The organism is Draconibacterium orientale, from assembly GCF_900111425.1.
GTDB classification, from domain to species: domain Bacteria; phylum Bacteroidota; class Bacteroidia; order Bacteroidales; family Prolixibacteraceae; genus Draconibacterium; species Draconibacterium orientale.
Window position 1 is genome coordinate 116,012 of the sequence record NZ_FOHT01000004.1, and the last position, 17,427, is coordinate 133,438.

Genomic DNA, 17,427 nt, shown 5'->3' on the forward strand with positions numbered 1-17,427 from the left:
ACATGAACTCGGTTTTATAATGGTTCGCCGAAATTGACAATCGCATCAGATATGTGGTTAAAATTCTGTAGAAATAAAGCGTTAAATCAAGTGATTTAAAATGTAAAGATGGAGTGAGAAGAACTTTCCTTTCAGGCTTTGCTCTTTTTACCACAAACTTCGCCCAATTTTCTAAAAATACACCTATAGCTCCTGGTTAACACCGGTGAAGTTTTTGACCCAACAATACAATACGAGGATTAACAACACCCTTTTGCTAATTACAAAAACAAGCGCAACTCCGATAATGACTCAATGACATTGGTGTCACCCATCAACTTTTCAACCGGCTGTTTTAAACGATTATAATAAACAGCATCAATACCAAAGTTAGCTGCTCCGTAGATATCAACCTCCCAATCATCGCCAATCATTAAACTGTTTTTCTTTTGGGCATTGGATGATTTAATGGCGTATTCAAATATTTCGCGACCCGGTTTTGGCATTTTTATTTCCTCAGAGATAAATACCTTTTCGAAATAGCTTTGCAGCCCCGATTGTTTTAGCTTTTCGTGTTGAACCTCTTTAAATCCGTTGGTAATAATAAACAAACGATAGCCTTTTGACTTGACATAATCCAGTATTTCTATAGCACCTTCGATTAAATGCGACTGTTTTGGCATTACCTTCAGATACAAATCATTCATCTCAAGTGCATCAACATCTGTTATGGAAAACGTATTGAAAGTTAATTGAAAACGCTGACGGGTAAGCTCTTTCTTTGTGACTTCTTTTTTACGATAAGCCTGCCACAAACTATCGTTATGCCCGCAATAAACATCAAAGAAGGCATCGAATTTTGCCCCTCTCTTTTCCAGCGCCAGCATTTTAAAGGTTTCCTGCATGGCATACCTCGAGTTGGTTTTAAAATCCCACAAAGTGTTATCCAGATCAAAAAAAAGATGCGTGTATTTTTTTCTCATTTCTTTTGGGCAAGTTTATGCTGAGGCAAAACGGTTAATCATTTTTTCCCTCAACAACAATCACTATTTCGCCTTTGGGAGGATGTTCTGTGTAATATTCTTGTAGTTCGGTTACTGTTCCCCGTTTTACCTCCTCGAACATTTTACTTAGCTCGCGGCAAACACAGGCTTTTCGTTCGGGGCCAAAAAATTCTGAAAACTGCCCCAACGCCTTTACCAATCGATAGGGTGATTCATAAAGCACTATTGTCCGTGGCTCTTCTGCCAAAATTTTCAATCGCGTCTGACGGCCTTTTTTCTGAGGTAAAAATCCTTCGAAAACAAATTTATCGGTTGGCAGCCCCGATACCGCCAACGCAGGAATTAATGCGGTAGCTCCCGGTAAACATTCTACTTTCACGTTTTTCTCCACGCAAGCCCGTACCAACAGAAAACCGGGATCGGAAATGGCAGGTGTGCCGGCATCAGAAATTAAAGCTACGGTATTTCCCTGCTCAATTTTAGAAACAATTGAACCCGTAGTTTTATGCTCGTTAAACTTATGGTGCGCAAGCAGTTTCTTATCTATCTCAAGATGTTTTAAAAGTTTTGACGATACCCGGGTATCTTCTGCCAGAATAATATCGGCCGTTTTTAAAACTTCAACTGCCCGCAAAGTTATATCCTGCAGATTACCAATGGGCGTTGGAACGAGTATTAATTTTGCTTCGTTATCCATTTGGGAACCGGCGCTTTACAAGGTTTACAAATTTCAGGCTGGTTTCATTCTTTTTCCATTTAAAGTTCTCGTGCAAATAAGCAACAGCCTCCTGAATATTACCTAAATTATCGAGATCGACAACTGTTTTTGCAAAGGTTTCGGCGTTGCCGCTAAACAGTTCCCGAATGTACTGGTAACGGTCGTTTATTCCAATAGCAGCCTGAATGCTTTGTACCGGGCTGTTCGATATTTTATACTCCAGCTTTTTATCACCGTTGCCACTAAGCAAATCGTTAACCGACTTTTCGGTAATAATACGATCGCCAATCCGGTTACTTATTGCAACGGCTTCCGGCTCTTCTTCCGGCTCTATTTCTCTAACAGGTTCTTCTTTTACTTCTTCAGTTTTTGGTTCTTCCTCCGTAATTTCTTCTTCCACTTCGGGAGCACTCTCCTCCTCTTGTTCAGCTATAACTTCGCTCTCTCCTTCTGATGCAATTTCTTTTTCTATTTTATGTTCCTGTTCAGTCGCTGCAACTTCCTCTTCCTGCACAACCGGTTCCGGCTTACTTTCTTCCTGCTTTAACTCCTCTTCAAAATCCGACAAAGCGGCTAAGCTCTCCTTTTCTTCATCCGAAAAAGTAGCTTGTGGATTAACTGAATTTTTAGTCTCCGCTGGCTCAGGTTCAGTAGCCACTGCCGATTTATCGGGTGCCGATACCATTACTCTTTGTGCCGGCACATCTTTTTGGCTCAAGAGCTGAATAATGTGTTTGGCCCCATTGAAACGAGTGCGGATAAATTCCATCTCCAATTCATCAAATCCATCAGTGCCTTTTTCGGCAAACAATTCCTCTATCTCCGAAATATCTTTAAGCAGAAATTTAAATAACTTTTTATTATCCATTCATCCAAGCTTTTAACGCGATGTTGGTAAATTAATCGTGCTTTACAGTGCCCAAACAAGCCCGTAAATTTTATTTTTGTAAAAGTAGTAAATAAAAATACCCTGTAAGAAAAGTATTACTAAAAAGAGTAACGACAGATGTTTATTGAAAGAGATGTAAACAGCCATAAAAAAGTTGGCACCATTGAAGTTGTTGCCGGATCGATGTTTTCCGGGAAGACGGAAGAATTGATACGGCGGCTGAAACGTGCCAAAATTGCCAAACAAAAGGTGGAAATTTACAAGCCAATGGTTGATGTTCGTTACTCGGAAACGGAAGTGGTTTCGCACGACGAAAATGCAATCCACTCCACTCCGGTTGAAAACTCGGCCAATATTCTGTTACTGGCCGGAGATGTTGATGTAATTGGAATTGACGAAGCCCAGTTTTTCGACAAAGGCCTGATAAATGTGGTAAACCAACTGGCTAACATGGGTATTCGCGTTATTGTTGCCGGGTTGGATATGGATTTTAAAGGCGAACCTTTTGGCCCGATTCCGGGGCTGATGGCGGTTGCCGATTACATTACCAAAGTACACGCGATTTGCGTTCGGTGCGGAAGCATTGCTCAATTCTCTCATCGTATTTCGGAAAAAGAGCAAGTGGTTTTGCTGGGCGAAAAAGACATTTATGAACCACTTTGCCGACGCTGTTACAACAAAGCACATAAGGAACAATGATCAAACTGACGGCAAAACAAATAAGCGCCGCAATAAATGGCGAGCTTTTCGCGTCCTCATCCTTACAGGATTTTACTGTTTCAGAAATTATTACCGACAGCCGTACTTTCTTCGGCGGAACGAACGCTGCTTTTTTTGCCTTAAGCGGCCCCGTTTTTAACGGGCACAATTACATCGCTCAACTGCGCAAAAAAGGTGTTCAGCTATTTATCGTTTCCAACAAGAATTTTATTGACAACAAAGCCGGCTACATTCTGGTAAAAGACACCATTGTCGCACTTCAGCAACTAGCCGCTTATAACCGAAACCGGTTTTCGCAGCCTGTTATCGGAATTACCGGAAGCAATGGCAAAACCATTGTAAAAGAGTGGTTGTACGATTTACTTTCCACGGAGTTTAAAATTGTACGAAGCCCCAAAAGCTACAACTCGCAGGTAGGTGTTCCTTTATCGGCTTTGTTAATCGACAACCAATACGACCTGGCCCTGTTAGAGGCAGGAATTTCGGAACCCAATGAAATGGAAAAGCTTGCACCAATCGTTCGGCCCAACATTGGAATTTTAACCAACATTGGCGATGCTCATCAGGAAAATTTCCGCTCGATGGAGGAAAAACTGAGCGAAAAATTAAAACTGTTTACAGGTGCAAAAAAGTTGGTATTTCGTTCCGATCGCTTCTACTCCGAAAACATCGCAGAATTTTGCTTGCAAAATGATATTGAACCAATAAACTGGTCGTTAAAAAACAATGATGCAGCTATCCGGTTTAAATGCAAAATAAAAACGACTACTACCGAAATTGAGGCAAGGATTAACGATGTGAATTATTCATTTTCAATACCATTCACCGATGATTCGGCGATTGAAAATGCCTGTCATTGTTTTGCTACGCTAATTGCTTTGAAGAAAAATCCAAAAGATTTTCCGGCGCAATTCAGCAAACTGCAACCGGTGGCTATGCGCCTCGAGATTAAACAAGGCATAAACAACTGCCTGCTGATAAACGACTATTACAATTCGGATTTAAATTCGCTAAGTATCGCGCTCTCGGTACTCAAACAGCAAGCGGCTATAAGCCATTTGTTTAAACACGTAATTTTATCTGACATCCAGCAAACAGGTATCGAAACTGAGGAACTGTATTCGAAAGTAAACCAGCTTTTGCAGGAATGGGGAATTAACAAACTCACCGGAATTGGCAAAGATCTTTACCAACACCAGCATATTTTTGAAATGGAATGCGAGTTTTATGCCAATCGCAGCGAGTTTGAGAAACAATTTGTTCGAAGCAACTATTCATCGTCGGCAATTTTAATAAAAGGTGCCCGGCAATTTGAGCTGGAGAAAATATCGGCATTATTGCAACAAAAAGCACATCAAACGGTGCTTGAGATCAACCTGAATGCACTGATTCATAACCTTAATACTTTCCGCAAACTGCTAAAACCTGAGACTAAAATAATGGTGATGGTAAAAGCTTTTTCGTATGGTAGCGGTGATGTGGAAATTGCAATGCTTTTACAACACCAAAATGTGGATTACCTGGCTGTGGCTGTGGCCGACGAAGGGGTTCAACTGCGAAATGCAGGCATCAACATTCCAATTTTAGTGATGAATCCGGAACACGACAGTTTTCAGAACATCATCGATTTTAACCTGGAACCCAACATTTACAGCCTCCAACTCTTGCAACAGTTTTCAAAAGTGGTTATTGAATTTGGCATAAACAACTTCCCCATCCACATAAAAATTGATACGGGGATGAACCGCCTGGGCCTGAAAACAAAAAAAGAGATTGAGGAAGTAATCGCATTTACGAAAAACAATAAGCATTTAAAAATACAATCGGTTTTTTCGCACCTTGCCGGAAGCGACGAAGCGGAGCTGGATGATTTTACCCAGGAACAATTCCTGCGATATGCAGATTTATCGGCTTTAATTGAAAATGCTTTTCCTTACAAAATTAACAAGCACATTCTGAACTCGGCCGGTATTGAACGGTTCCCGCAACACCAGATGGATATGGTACGACTGGGAATTGGCCTTTACGGCATTTCGCAAACCGGATTATCATTGCAACAAATCAGCACATTAAAAACCACTGTTTCGCAAGTAAAAACGGTCAATACAAACGAAACCGTTGGGTACAACCGCAAGGGGAAAATAAAGTACCAAAGCCGGGTAGCCGTTGTGCCAATGGGTTATGCCGATGGAATTAACCGCCGACTCGGTAACGGTTTAGGCAGCGCTTTGGTTAACGGACAAGAGGCCAGAATAATCGGAAACATTTGTATGGACATGCTAATGCTTGATGTTACAAACCTGGAGGTAAACCCCGGCGACAGCGTTGAAATCTTTGGGCCAAATATTTCCATTTCAAAAGTGGCTCAACTACTTGAGACGATACCTTACGAGATTTTAACAGGAATATCGCAGCGGGTGAAACGGGTGTATTTGCAGGAATAATGTATGTTTGAGACATAAAATCGATTACAAATTGAGGTGTTATACCGATTTAACAACAAAGTGTCGCATTTTTTCATTTCATTCAGAACGCTCCGGTGTTGTAGTATCGGCATTAACCATTGTAATTCGGGCAACAGTATAATATATGCATTACCCCTCACCCTGGCGGGAGCTCCCCTCACGAGGAGAGCCTGTTGTTAGGAAAATGTAATAGCAGCACCAAATCCTCTTCCAGTTACTAAAAAACTGTTTTCCCTTTATAAGGGAAAATGTCTACAGTTGAGCTTGCGAAATCCCGTACTTTACGTCGGGAACAAAAGGGTAGAAAGAGTTATGAAGCCCTATTAATTCCATATATTGACTTCCTTATAAGTTCATTTATCGTTAAAAAGTGAAAATGACAAAAATTTATGCTCCATCAGAAATTTCATGTGATCCTTTTTTCTACCACAGAACACCGCTCTGAAGAACGGCGCAAAAAATAGTTCAAGGAACTTTACATTGAATTCTGCGAAATAAAAAAATGCCACCTGATTTCTCAAGTGGCACTCTCTATATTTTTATTTGAAACAATTATCCTAATTTACTGATTCGCTCTAAACGAACCGCATCCAGAATCCGAATCTTTCTACCATCGATAGCAATTACTTTTTCGCTGGCAAAAGTCGACAAGGTACGAATGGCATTCGAAGTGGTCATATTCGACAGGTTAGCAATATCCTCGCGCGATAAGAAGGCTTTTAACGTTGTACCATCGTTTTCATAACCATATTTATCTTTCAACAGAATAAGCGATTCGGCCAAACGACCACGAATATGTTTTTGTGTTAATGTAACGGTACGGGCATTGGAGAAACCCAATTCTTTCGAAAGTTTACTGATTATTTTAAACGAGAAATCAGAATTTTTTAAGGCGCGTTCAAAAATAAACTCAGGATCGATAGTACAAACAAGCGACTCTTCAAGAGTTACCGCCGAACCGTTGTGGGTTTCCTCGGCAAGCAATGCGCGGTAACCGATCAGCCCAAGTGGTTTTGTCATCCGAATAATCTGCTCTCTGCCCCCTACTCCTTCTTTAAAAATCTTAACCTTTCCGTCAATCAAAACCAAAAATCCATTTGGCTTATCTCCTTCTTTGTAAATAAATTCATTCTTCTTGTACTGCGAAAGAGAAATATGGTGTTGCAGTTCGTCTTTATCTTCCTGCCCCAACAAATAAAAAATTGATTTCTGATTGTCAACCAGGTCTCGAAGCCCAATATCTGAATTTAACATATACCCGTCTGTATGTTTTACAGCATCAAAGCTAAAAAAAAATGTTAAAATTGACTCTTTTTTAACAGTTATTTTACCTCAAACCGCAATAATACCATTAACAACAACCCTTAAAAATGGTGGATAAAAAATTTACCTGGCTAATAACGGGCAACCAGCGGCATTTTTCGTCCGAAGCCAAAAGCTTTTGAACTTACTCTTAAAATAGGAGCGGCCTGAAAACGCTTGTATTCATTGGTATTTACCATTCTAATAACTCGTCGGACTACTGCTTCATCATAACCTAAAGCAGCAATTTCTTTTGGCGATTTATTTAATTCAATGTAGTTAAAAAGCATGGTATCCAGATCTTCGTACTCAGGCAACGAGTCGGTATCTTTCTGGTCGGGGCGCAACTCGGCCGACGGTGGTTTTACAATGGTATTCTCCGGAATAACTTCGCCGTCTTTATTCATAAACCGCGACAGTTTAAACACATCCAGCTTGTAAACATCGCCCAGCACGGCCAAACCACCGTTCATGTCGCCGTACAGCGTACCGTAACCCACCGCACACTCACTTTTATTGGTGGTATTTAGCAGAATGTGGCCGAATTTATTCGAAATCGCCATCATGTAAATTCCACGGGCACGTGCCTGAATATTTTCTTCGGTAACATCAGGCGAGCAGCCTTCGAATAGTGGAGCCAGCGCCGTTTCAAACTGATCGACTGCCGACTGAATATTCACCACATCGTAACGAATGCCCAGGTTTTCGGCCAGCTCGCGGGCATCATTCACGCTGTGGTCCGAAGAATATTTCGATGGCATTAACAACACGCGCACATTTTCGGCACCCAATGCGCGAACCGCCAGAACAACGGTAACTGCCGAATCAATTCCGCCCGACAATCCAAGTGTAGCCTGCTTAAAACCCATCTTTTTAAAATAATCGCGGATGCCCAGTACCAGCGCATCATGTATTTTCTCGATGTAATCAACTTTTGGTTGCAGTTCTTTTTCGCCCAAAGCCGTGGTATCAAGCACCAGACAATCCTCTTCGAAATATTTCAACTCCTTTACAATTTCGCCGGTAGCATCGATATACACCGATCCGCCATCAAAAACCAGCTCGGTTTGTGCTCCCACCTGGTTGCAATACAAAATGGGCAGGCCGTATTTTTTTGCTTTTGTAATCAGTACATTTTTGCGCCAGCCTTCCTGATTGTACGAAAATGGCGACGCCGAAAGATTCACCACAAAATCGGGATTCAGCTTTGCCAGTTCTTCCATTGGCGATATGGAGTAGAGCTTATCCTTTCCAAATTCGTTGGCCGTTGGCTGTTCATCCCACAGGTCTTCGCAAATGGTAACGGCAATTTTTTCGCCTTTGTATTCTACCAAACTAAACTCGCGGTTCGGCTCAAAATGACGGTATTCATCAAAAATATCGTAGGTAGGCAGCAGCGTTTTGTTATGGCTGCTTTTTATTTCGCCATCGGCCAGAAACAGTGCCGCGTTAAAAAGTGTTTTACCTCGTTCATGCTGGTTTATTCGAGGCGCGCCAACCAAAGCCGCAATTCCGTGGCAATGCTTTGCTATTTCGGCAACAGCATCATCGGCTTTTGCAATAAACTCCTTTTTCTCCAGCAAATCGTGCGGGTAATAACCGCATACCGACAATTCGGAAAAAACAACCAAATCAACGTCCTCTTGTTTTAGGCGATTGATCTCTGCAATAATCTTCGACGCATTTCCTTCAAAATCGCCGATGGTATAATTTAACTGTGCCAGTGCAACTTTCATTTTTCAAAATTAGACGGAAGTCGTCCCGAATACAATCGGGAGAAGACCGAAGTTTGTTTTATAAGAATGACGATTGCAAATCTCCAATTTTTAGTTCAGTTTTGCAATAAATAAGAAGTGTAAGCGTAATGATTTAAATTTCTTGTAAAATGAAGTGGACAAAAGCAGTGGTTTTTATGGGCGCAATTGCCCTGATTTTCTTTTCATGTAAACGAAATCCGTTAAAAGTAAATATCTCGGATATTGAGAAAGAAGTTGAAGTAGTGCGCTTTGGCGAGCAGCTTTTTAATCTGGAAGGAAAAGACACGCTGGAAACACTTACGGAACTGAGCAACGCCTACCCCGATTTTTTTAATCTGTACACTTATCGCGTAATTCAGGTAGGCGGAATTGGCGACGATGATTTTCCAGCAATGATTAGCCTGTTTTTAAACGACTCGCTGATTAAAGACGTAAAACTAAAAACCGACTCGGTATTCCCCAACCTAAAAAAACTGGAAAAAGGCCTGACCAAAGCATTTAAGTATTACAGCTATCATTTCCCCGAAAAAGAACTGCCAACCATTTACACTTATATTTCGGGATTTAACCAATCGGTGGTTACGGCCGAAAACAGTATCGGTATCAGCCTAGACAAATACCTGGGGCGCGATTGTAAGTACTACGAGCAATTACAAACTACGCCTCAGTATAAAGTACAAAACATGCACAAAAACAAGATTTTGTCGGACGTGGCATTTGCGTGGGCGATTACCGAATTTGAGCACGAAGACCGCGCCACCAACCTGCTGGGCAATATGGTTGAAAAAGGCAAACTGATGTACCTGGTTGATGCGATGCTTCCCGGTATGGAAGACTCGTTAAAAATTGGCTACACCACACAGCAACTGGAGTGGTGCCAGATGAATGAACCGCAAATGTGGACTTACCTTATTGAGCACGAGTTGTTGTACAACAGCAAGCGGATGAACATTATCCGCTACATTAACCCGGCACCGTCAACCAGTGGTTTTCCGCTCGATTCGCCCGGACGAACCGGTGTATGGATCGGCTGGCAGATTGTACGCCAATACATGAAAAAACACCCGGAAATTACTTTGCCCGAACTGATGGCGAATTATGATTTTCAGCAAATACTTAACGATTCGGGGTATAATCCGGAGTGATTAGCTACGAGCTGCCAGCCACTAGATTCGCAGATCTCAGTCATCCTGAGCGAAGTCGAAGGATGGTTCTGTTAGGCGTTGGTCACTGGACACTGGTCATTGGTCACTAGATATTGGATATTGGATATTGGTTATTCAAAATTGATTATTGGATATTTGAGCATTGACAAAGGATGCTTTGCAGGAAGGATGTCATTTTAATTTTAGCGCACATAAAGATGACATCCCTGAATTGCATCAAAATGAGAGACCTTCAAGGTTTTGAAAACCTTGAAGGTCTGAAACAAAAAAAGCCCGGCAGAAAAACTACCGGGCCTGTGTTTATTAGCTAAAAAGCTTAATAATTCATTTCTTTAATTTTGATGTTGCGAAACCACACATCGTCGCCATGGTCTTGCAAGGCAATAACACCTTCTTTGGCCACGTTTGCCCAGTCAGGGTTTAATCCCGGGAATTTCGAGCCGGCAACCAGCTCTTTCCAGTCGTCGGTCCACAAGTGGTATTCTACAACTGTTTCGCCATTTTGTTTGTGCACAACTGTTCCGTTGTAGCAAATAATTTCAACGGTATTCCATCCGCCTGCAGGTTTTGCATTTTGTGGTTTTGCAGGAATCAGGTCGTATAACGAACCGGCTTTGCGGTTACCGTCTTTTCCTAACAATGCATCAGGGTGACGCTCGTTATCCAACACCTGCATTTCAGGAGCCGTTTTGTAAATTGGCCATCCTTCGTGCTCTTTTCCTAAGTAGAAAATACCGGAGTTACCGCCTTCTGCAATTTTCCATTCCAGTTTCAGGTGAAAATTCGAGTATTCTTTGGTAGTAATAATATCGCCACCATCGCGTGCTCCGGCTTCACCCTGACCTGATTTTTTGCAGTGTAACGTTCCGTCAACAACTTGCCATCCTGTTGGAAAATGATCTTTGTTGTTACCACGCCATCCTTCGCTGGTTTTGCCATCGAAAAGCAATACCCAGCCCTCTTCTTTTTCTTTTTTTGTTAATTGATTTAAACCGGCCGAACCTCCTGTTTTTGTACTCTTACACGAGATAGAAAACACCAAGGCAGTAGCCATTAAAAGTGAAAAAAACTTTCTCATTTCTATTACATTTAATTGGTTAAAGATTAAAATGCCATTTTTTCAAACGACGTGCGAATGTACAAAAATAGTTAGAGGGTTTTTATCTGGCTAAAAAAAGAAATCAGAAATTACAGTATTTAGCAGGCCTGAGCATCGGTTTTAGAAAGTTCTTTTGTAAATTCGGTAGATAATTAGAAAATAGAGGAATTTAAAACAGATACTATGAGTACTTCAGCAAAGCCAAAAAGAATTGGTATTTTGACTGCAGGGGGCGATTGTCCGGGACTGAATGCAGCAATCAGGGGCGTTGGAAAAACAGCGATAGTTGAATACGGCATGGAAGTGCTGGGGTTTAACGCCGGCTATTCGGGCTTAATTAACGGCGACTACATCGAACTGAAAGAATCGGCACTCTCGGGCATACTTACGCTTGGTGGAACCATTCTGGGCACCTCGCGCGAAAAGCCTTACAAAGGGAAGAAAAACGGCAAAGATGTAGAGGACAAACCGCACAAAATATTAAAGAATTATAAGAAACTGGGGCTTGATGCCGTAGTTTGCATTGGTGGTAACGGAACCATGAAAACCGCAAGCCTTCTGGCTCAGGAAGGGATGAATGTGGTTGGAATTCCGAAAACCATTGACAACGATGTGTGGGGCACCGATGTAACTTTCGGTTTTGATTCGGCCGTGCAAATTGCTACCGATGCCATCGACCGGCTGCACACCACTGCCAACTCGCACCAGCGCGTAATGATTATTGAAATTATGGGGCACCACGCCGGTTGGCTGGCACTGTATTCGGGGCTTGCCGGTGGCGGCGATATTATTTTGTTACCTGAACTGAACTATAATATCCGCTCGGTTTGCAAGAAAATTGAAAGCCGTTACGAAAGCAATAAACCCTACTCAATTGTTGTAGTTGCCGAAGGTATCGACCACCCGAAAGAGGTATCGGCAGCAACACATATTGCACAGGCTATTCAAACCTACACCAATATTGAAACCCGCGAAACAGTTTTGGGTTACATTCAGCGTGGTGGATCGCCAACGCCAATGGATCGGATTCTGGCAACACGTTACGGAGCTTTTGCAGCCCAATGTATTGCCAACGAAAACTTTGGAACTATGGTGGCTATTAAAGACAACCAACTTACCACTGTGCCTTTGGAAGAGGTTGGTGGTAAACTACGCCTGGTAGAACCCGATTTGGGGCTGATTGATAAAGCACGAAAAATGGGTGTTTCGTTTGGCGACGAATACCAATAGAAAGGATAAAGGATTATCGATTAAGGATTAATAGGAAGAAAGCCGGTTTGTTGAGTCAAGCCGGCTTTCTTTTAAAATAATGTTTCTACAGTGGCAAATGCAATACCTTTTTGGTTTCGAAAAATGGTTCTTCGAAAAATTGCGACAGGTCCTGCAGAAATATTCGTTTTCCGAAAGGCTTTACTTCTGCGGTAAGATCGCCTCCCTTTAAATAAATAACTCCGTTGGGCAGTGCATTTTGTTGTTTCTTCGAAATGTTTGTTCTAATCCACTTCACAAAATCGGGCAAACGTGTAACCGCGCGGCTCACAACAAAATCGTACTTTTCTTTTAACTCCTCGGCACGAACCTGATCGGCACGTACATTTTTTAATCCCAGCGATTGGGCAACGCCGTTTACCACTTTAATTTTCTTCCCAATCGAATCAACCAAATGAAACTGTACCCCGGGAAACATTATAGCCAGCGGTATTCCGGGAAAACCACCACCGGTTCCCACATCCAGCACTTTCGTTTTATCGTTGAAACGGATAAACTTTGCAATACCCAATGAGTGCAATACATGGCGCTCGTAAAATTCAGAAAAATCTTTTCTGGAGATTACATTTATTTGGGCATTCCAATCGGCGTACAACGGTTCCAATTGTTTAAACTGTTCAATCTGGGTGTCGGTTAAGTGGGGAAAATACTTTAGAATTAAATCCATACAAAAGTTAATCTTTTCTGCCTATCTCGGTGCTTTCAATCATTTTAAACAGCATTTCGCGAGCTCTGAAAAGCTGTGCTTTAACTGTTCCGAGGGGCAAATCTAACTCTTTTGCAATTTCTTCGTACGAAAATTCCCTGAAATAACGGAGTTCGACCAGGATTTGATAACGCGGCTTTAACTTTCGCACAACAAGCCGCAATAAAATAGCTTTTTGCTGACGGATCAACTTTTCTTCCGGGTCAGGGTCTTTCGAGCGTAGTTTTATCGTTTCGCTGTTGTCATCCTGCCCGTTGTTTTCAATGGGTACGTGCACGCCCTTTTTCTTTCGTAAAAAATCGATGCAATTGTTCGATGCAATTTTAAACAACCAGGTACTGAATGCGTACGTTGGCGAGTATTGATGAAGACTTTTAAATGCCTTACCGAATGCTTCCAATGTCAGGTCTTCGGCATCGCTGCGGTTATTCACCATCTTTAGCAGCATAAAATAAATGGCATCTTTGTAGCGGTTTAACAATCGGGCAAAAGCTTTATCGTTGCCGGCTAACGCAGCTTTTACAAGCTCGTAGTCCTGTCGTGCTTTTTCCGATAGTATTACCCCTTGTTTTTCCATTTGTGATTTTTACTTTGCCGATTAAAGTTCCACCTGAAAAAAAGTTTATAAAAAGGCATTATAAAACTGAACACTAACGAAGTTATGAATAATTTACGTTCATTCAAACGATTCTGCAATATTTTTATGATAACCATGAAAACCAGCAACTTAACTGCCACCAGAATTGCAACAACAGGCCAAAACTTGAACGCAAGCAGTAAAACAAGTGCAACAAAAAGTGGATACAGCAACTGTATTAACCTGTCGAGAAGCAATACAAACTGTTTTGGTTTGCTCAGATGCTTCTCAATCCGAATGCTTTTTCGAACTATATCTTTAAACGCCGAACCATCAACCACAACCTGTTTGGTAAGAATGTTTTTTTCGTTGAAACACAGCTCAACATTTTCCTTTCGGATAAAACGGTTTATCACCAGTTCGAGGTTTGCATATGGCTCCAGTACTTGGGTGCCAAAACCGCCCAGCTTAAAGTATTCAGCTCTTTTAAACGCAACATTTTCCTCGTTATAAACAAAGGCTAACCCGTTAAGCGAGTACGACGCGCTTCTTACCTGCTGAAAGAAATTTTCGATGCGGTAAAATTTATTAAACCGGTTATTGTTTGCAGCAACAGTTGTATAAGCCAGTTTTACCAACACCGGGTCAGCGGTTGCTTTATCCATTTCGTTCAACCAGTCTTGCGTTGGATTTTGTGCGCTTACCGGATACAACAATACCCAATCCTTTTCGGCCGATTTTAAGGCAATATTTTGTGCTAATTTTTCTGAATACCGTGTTTCCTGGCTCAGCGAAGAGAGTTTTATTCGTTGGTAGCGTTGCTTTAACAATCCGAGTACCGACAATGTATTGTCCTGCGAATAATCATCCACAACCACAACTTCCATATCCTGATTTTCTAAATTCAGCAGTCGGGGCAAAGTTTCGCGGCAATTTTCTTCTTCGTTCCGTACCACCATTAACACCGATAACGGGGCCATTTCGGTAGTAACCGGTTTTGCTTTTGTTTTAACAAGTACCCGCAGCGGAAAAAAAAGCAAATACAAAAACTGTAACAGCCACAATAAAGCAGCCACCACAAGCACCAACAACTGTATTGTTGTTAAGGTGTTAAAAGTATCCAACAACTCACGGATCATAGAAAGAAGAAAATTCGGTATTAAAAACTAGGCAATAGTAGCAAAATTACCCATACCAATTTCTTTTATCAGTTCGAAATTGTTTACAGTAATTAGTTTTTATTAACAGCCTCTGGCGTGTTTTAACCAAGTTGAATTCGGGCGAAATAGCTATATTTGCCACGCAATTTTACACAAATGCAATTCGAACTACAGAAAACAACAGATAACTCGCGTGCCCGGGCCGGTGTAATTACCACCGACCACGGAACAATTGAAACGCCAATATTTATGCCGGTTGGAACAGCCGGCTCGGTGAAAGGGATTCACACCCGCGATATAAAAGAGGATATTAATGCACAAATTATTTTGGGGAATACCTACCATTTGTATTTACGCCCCGGAATTGATGTGATTGAAAAAGCTGGTGGCCTACACAAATTCAATCGCTGGAACCGCCCTATTTTAACCGACAGCGGTGGTTTCCAGGTTTTTTCGCTGGGCGATATTCGTAAACTAAGTGAAGAGGGAGCGCGTTTTCAGTCGCATATCGATGGATCGTACCATATGTTTACGCCCGAAAATGTAATGGACATTCAGCGTACCATTGGCGCCGATATTATTATGGCCTTTGATGAGTGCACACCGGGCGATGCCGATTACAACTATGCCAAACGATCGCTGCAATTGACGCAACGCTGGCTGGAGCGCTGTTTTAAACAGTTTAACAGCACCGAACCAAAATATGGTTATGCGCAAACGCTGTTCCCTATTGTTCAGGGAAATACATTTACCGATTTGCGGAAAGCTGCCGTGGCTCACGTAAAAACTTTTGATGCCGATGGTTATGCTATCGGTGGATTATCGGTTGGTGAAACAGAACAGGAAATGTACGAAATGACGGAAGTATGCACTGCCGATCTTCCTGAAAATAAACCACGCTATTTAATGGGTGTTGGAACTCCTGTAAATATACTCGAAGGCATTCACCGCGGAATTGACATGTTCGATTGTGTGATGCCTACCCGAAACGGGCGCAACGGAATGTTGTTTACCAGCGAAGGAATCATCAATATCCGCAATAAAAAATGGGAAAACGACCACTCTCCCATCGATGAAAACGGAACATCGTTTGTTGACCATTATTCAAAAGCTTATCTTCGCCATCTTATAATTTCGAACGAAATGCTTGGCGCGCAAATTGCAAGCCAGCACAACCTGGCATTTTATCTGTGGCTGGTAAAAACAGCCCGCCAAAAAATTCAGAGCGGCGATTTTGTAAGCTGGAAAAACGAAATGGTACTAAAACTAAAAGAAAGACTGTAGAAAAATATGAAGTGGTATAAAACAATAGATTTTTACATTTCGAAAAAGTTCCTGGGAACTTTCTTTTATGCCATTGGTCTGATTTTAAGTATCGCTATTGTTTTCGATATTTCGGAAAACCTCGACGAATTTCTTTCCAAGGACATTCCGGTTAAGGATATTGTTTTTGACTATTACATGAACTTTATCCCCTATTTTGCCAACCTGTTCAGCCCGCTGTTTACCTTTATCGCGGTAATTTACTTTACCTCGAAAATGACCTACAACACCGAGATTATTGCCATTTTAAGTAACGGTGTTTCCTATAGCCGATTAATGCGGCCTTACCTGGTTTCGGCACTTGTAATTGCACTGTTTTCGTTTATGCTGGGCAACTATGTTATTCCGCCCGCCAATAAAACCATGAACGATTTCAGGCACAATTATATCAGAAGCAAATCGGTTGGTACCGAACGAAATATTCACCGGCAAATTGAGCCCGGCACTTACATTTACATGCAAAGTTTCAATTCAAACAATGTAGGCATGCGTTTTACCTTAGAGCGTTTTGAAGACTCAGAACTAAAGGAAAAACTTACGGCACAAAACATTCGCTGGGACAAGGAAACCGGTAAGTGGGTAATAAATTCGTACTGGAAAAGAAACATTTTTGAGGATCATGAAACCTTCGAAAAAGGATACCGCATGGACACCACTCTTAATATGGTTCCGGGCGATTTTCAACGCCTGAGCAACGAAATGGAAACCTTTACCACACCGGCACTTTTAAAAGAAATTAAATTAATGAAGATGCGTGGTGTAAACACCATTGAATGGGAAATTGAAAAACATAAACGTATTGCAAATCCGTTTGCAGCTTTCATTTTAACACTTATTGGCGCCGGATTGGCATCGCGAAAAGTAAAAGGAGGCTTGGGGCTGCACATTGGGCTGGGACTTTTGCTGGCTTTCTCTTACATCCTGTTTATGCAAATTTCAACCGTATTTGCCGTTAGCGGAACTGTTCCAATCATTTTTGCCATCTGGCTTCCGAATCTGATATATGCCATACTCGCATTATTCGTTTATCGCTGGGCGGCCCGGTAGGAATAAATACTGGATGCTGAATGCTGGATACTGGATGCTGGATGCAGAATATCGTAACCTAACCAGGTATCCCAACTCACATATCCTGTAATTTTTCAAACATACAATACAATAATTCGAAGACATTGAACCTATGTTGGTTAATTTCCGTAGTACAGGAATACATAAGCCCACGGCAATTAAAAAAAATTATAATTTTGCCCACGCTAAAGAAAAATAACACCGGTCAGCTACCGGGAAATTTAT

15 protein-coding genes are annotated in these 17,427 nt (G+C 41.6%); 6 read left to right on the forward strand and 9 right to left on the reverse strand.

Going from position 1 to position 17,427, the window contains the following annotated elements; all coding sequences use genetic code 11:
* Positions 1-260: 260 nt before the first annotated feature.
* Genes BMW53_RS04005 through BMW53_RS04015 form a run of 3 tightly spaced genes read right to left on the reverse strand, consistent with a single transcriptional unit; the run spans position 261 to position 2,569 of the window.
* Positions 261-962, reverse strand: coding sequence for a YjjG family noncanonical pyrimidine nucleotidase (locus BMW53_RS04005; RefSeq protein ID WP_038558832.1), 702 nt, complete (start codon positions 960-962; stop codon positions 261-263).
* Positions 963-996: 34 nt separating this feature from the next.
* Entirely contained in the window at positions 997-1,680 is a 684-nt protein-coding gene (gene rsmI, locus BMW53_RS04010) for a 16S rRNA (cytidine(1402)-2'-O)-methyltransferase (protein ID WP_038558829.1), read from the reverse strand.
* Positions 1,673-2,569, reverse strand: coding sequence for a DUF8457 domain-containing protein (locus BMW53_RS04015; protein ID WP_038558826.1), 897 nt, complete (start codon positions 2,567-2,569; stop codon positions 1,673-1,675). The genes rsmI and BMW53_RS04015 overlap by 8 nt, the downstream gene beginning before the upstream one ends.
* Before the next feature lie 138 nt (positions 2,570-2,707).
* Here BMW53_RS04015 and BMW53_RS04020 point away from each other — a divergent pair, with 138 nt between their 5' ends.
* The gene (locus BMW53_RS04020; RefSeq protein ID WP_038558823.1) at positions 2,708-3,289 is read left to right on the forward strand and encodes a thymidine kinase; all 582 of its coding nucleotides are present in this window, start codon (positions 2,708-2,710) and stop codon (positions 3,287-3,289) included.
* Positions 3,286-5,754 carry a bifunctional UDP-N-acetylmuramoyl-tripeptide:D-alanyl-D-alanine ligase/alanine racemase gene (locus BMW53_RS04025; protein ID WP_051567850.1) on the forward strand — a complete coding sequence of 823 codons (2,469 nt, stop codon included), beginning with the start codon at positions 3,286-3,288 and terminating at the stop codon, positions 5,752-5,754. Before BMW53_RS04020 ends, BMW53_RS04025 begins: the two co-directional genes overlap by 4 nt.
* 573 nt (positions 5,755-6,327) lie before the next feature.
* Here the strand turns inward: BMW53_RS04025 and BMW53_RS04030 are convergent.
* Positions 6,328-7,029, reverse strand: coding sequence for a Crp/Fnr family transcriptional regulator (locus tag BMW53_RS04030; RefSeq protein ID WP_038558820.1), 702 nt, complete (start codon positions 7,027-7,029; stop codon positions 6,328-6,330).
* A 140-nt stretch (positions 7,030-7,169) separates the two neighbouring features.
* Complete coding sequence (locus BMW53_RS04035; RefSeq protein WP_038558817.1) at positions 7,170-8,813, reverse strand: NAD+ synthase; 1,644 nt, start codon at positions 8,811-8,813, stop codon at positions 7,170-7,172.
* Positions 8,814-8,962: 149 nt separating this feature from the next.
* Between BMW53_RS04035 and gldB the strand changes: the two genes are divergently transcribed.
* A complete protein-coding gene (gene gldB / locus BMW53_RS04040) occupies positions 8,963-9,979 on the forward strand; it encodes a gliding motility lipoprotein GldB (protein ID WP_038558814.1) in 1,017 nt (338 codons plus the stop codon).
* A gap of 337 nt (positions 9,980-10,316) precedes the next feature.
* Here gldB and BMW53_RS04045 read toward each other — a convergent pair whose 3' ends face one another.
* Positions 10,317-11,078, reverse strand: coding sequence for a 3-keto-disaccharide hydrolase (locus BMW53_RS04045; protein ID WP_038558798.1), 762 nt, complete (start codon positions 11,076-11,078; stop codon positions 10,317-10,319).
* A 204-nt stretch (positions 11,079-11,282) separates the two neighbouring features.
* Here BMW53_RS04045 and BMW53_RS04050 point away from each other — a divergent pair, with 204 nt between their 5' ends.
* Positions 11,283-12,329: an ATP-dependent 6-phosphofructokinase gene (locus BMW53_RS04050; protein ID WP_038558783.1), complete on the forward strand. Its 1,047-nt coding sequence runs from the start codon at positions 11,283-11,285 to the stop codon at positions 12,327-12,329.
* An 85-nt stretch (positions 12,330-12,414) separates the two neighbouring features.
* Here the strand turns inward: BMW53_RS04050 and rsmG are convergent, their stop codons facing one another.
* Genes rsmG through BMW53_RS04065 form a run of 3 tightly spaced genes read right to left on the reverse strand, consistent with a single transcriptional unit; the run spans position 12,415 to position 14,790 of the window.
* Positions 12,415-13,035, reverse strand: coding sequence for a 16S rRNA (guanine(527)-N(7))-methyltransferase RsmG (gene rsmG / locus BMW53_RS04055; protein ID WP_038558780.1), 621 nt, complete (start codon positions 13,033-13,035; stop codon positions 12,415-12,417).
* 7 nt (positions 13,036-13,042) lie between these two features.
* Positions 13,043-13,651 (reverse strand): RNA polymerase sigma factor, encoded by a 609-nt coding sequence (locus BMW53_RS04060; RefSeq protein ID WP_038558778.1) that lies wholly within the window; start codon positions 13,649-13,651, stop codon positions 13,043-13,045.
* Positions 13,633-14,790 carry a glycosyltransferase gene (locus BMW53_RS04065; protein ID WP_038558775.1) on the reverse strand — a complete coding sequence of 386 codons (1,158 nt, stop codon included), beginning with the start codon at positions 14,788-14,790 and terminating at the stop codon, positions 13,633-13,635. The genes BMW53_RS04060 and BMW53_RS04065 overlap by 19 nt, the downstream gene beginning before the upstream one ends.
* Before the next feature lie 177 nt (positions 14,791-14,967).
* Here BMW53_RS04065 and tgt point away from each other — a divergent pair, with 177 nt between their 5' ends.
* Entirely contained in the window at positions 14,968-16,095 is a 1,128-nt protein-coding gene (gene tgt / locus BMW53_RS04070; protein ID WP_038558772.1) for a tRNA guanosine(34) transglycosylase Tgt, read from the forward strand.
* Between the two features lie 6 nt (positions 16,096-16,101).
* Positions 16,102-17,181, forward strand: a complete 1,080-nt coding sequence (locus BMW53_RS04075) for an LptF/LptG family permease (protein WP_038558769.1) — start codon at positions 16,102-16,104, stop codon at positions 17,179-17,181.
* Positions 17,182-17,427: the final 246 nt, after the last annotated feature.

What these genes read in the sequence shown, in the direction of transcription:
- BMW53_RS04005 (WP_038558832.1), bottom strand. Translation starts at nt 962, where the DNA reads ATGAGAAAAAAATACACGCATCTTTTTTTTGATCTGGATAACACTTTG.
- rsmI (WP_038558829.1), bottom strand. Translation starts at nt 1,680, where the DNA reads ATGGATAACGAAGCAAAATTAATACTCGTTCCAACGCCCATTGGTAAT.
- BMW53_RS04015 (WP_038558826.1), bottom strand. Translation starts at nt 2,569, where the DNA reads ATGGATAATAAAAAGTTATTTAAATTTCTGCTTAAAGATATTTCGGAG.
- BMW53_RS04020 (WP_038558823.1), top strand. Translation starts at nt 2,708, where the DNA reads ATGTTTATTGAAAGAGATGTAAACAGCCATAAAAAAGTTGGCACCATT.
- BMW53_RS04025 (WP_051567850.1), top strand. Translation starts at nt 3,286, where the DNA reads ATGATCAAACTGACGGCAAAACAAATAAGCGCCGCAATAAATGGCGAG.
- BMW53_RS04030 (WP_038558820.1), bottom strand. Translation starts at nt 7,029, where the DNA reads ATGTTAAATTCAGATATTGGGCTTCGAGACCTGGTTGACAATCAGAAA.
- BMW53_RS04035 (WP_038558817.1), bottom strand. Translation starts at nt 8,813, where the DNA reads ATGAAAGTTGCACTGGCACAGTTAAATTATACCATCGGCGATTTTGAA.
- gldB (WP_038558814.1), top strand. Translation starts at nt 8,963, where the DNA reads ATGAAGTGGACAAAAGCAGTGGTTTTTATGGGCGCAATTGCCCTGATT.
- BMW53_RS04045 (WP_038558798.1), bottom strand. Translation starts at nt 11,078, where the DNA reads ATGAGAAAGTTTTTTTCACTTTTAATGGCTACTGCCTTGGTGTTTTCT.
- BMW53_RS04050 (WP_038558783.1), top strand. Translation starts at nt 11,283, where the DNA reads ATGAGTACTTCAGCAAAGCCAAAAAGAATTGGTATTTTGACTGCAGGG.
- rsmG (WP_038558780.1), bottom strand. Translation starts at nt 13,035, where the DNA reads ATGGATTTAATTCTAAAGTATTTTCCCCACTTAACCGACACCCAGATT.
- BMW53_RS04060 (WP_038558778.1), bottom strand. Translation starts at nt 13,651, where the DNA reads ATGGAAAAACAAGGGGTAATACTATCGGAAAAAGCACGACAGGACTAC.
- BMW53_RS04065 (WP_038558775.1), bottom strand. Translation starts at nt 14,790, where the DNA reads ATGATCCGTGAGTTGTTGGATACTTTTAACACCTTAACAACAATACAG.
- tgt (WP_038558772.1), top strand. Translation starts at nt 14,968, where the DNA reads ATGCAATTCGAACTACAGAAAACAACAGATAACTCGCGTGCCCGGGCC.
- BMW53_RS04075 (WP_038558769.1), top strand. Translation starts at nt 16,102, where the DNA reads ATGAAGTGGTATAAAACAATAGATTTTTACATTTCGAAAAAGTTCCTG.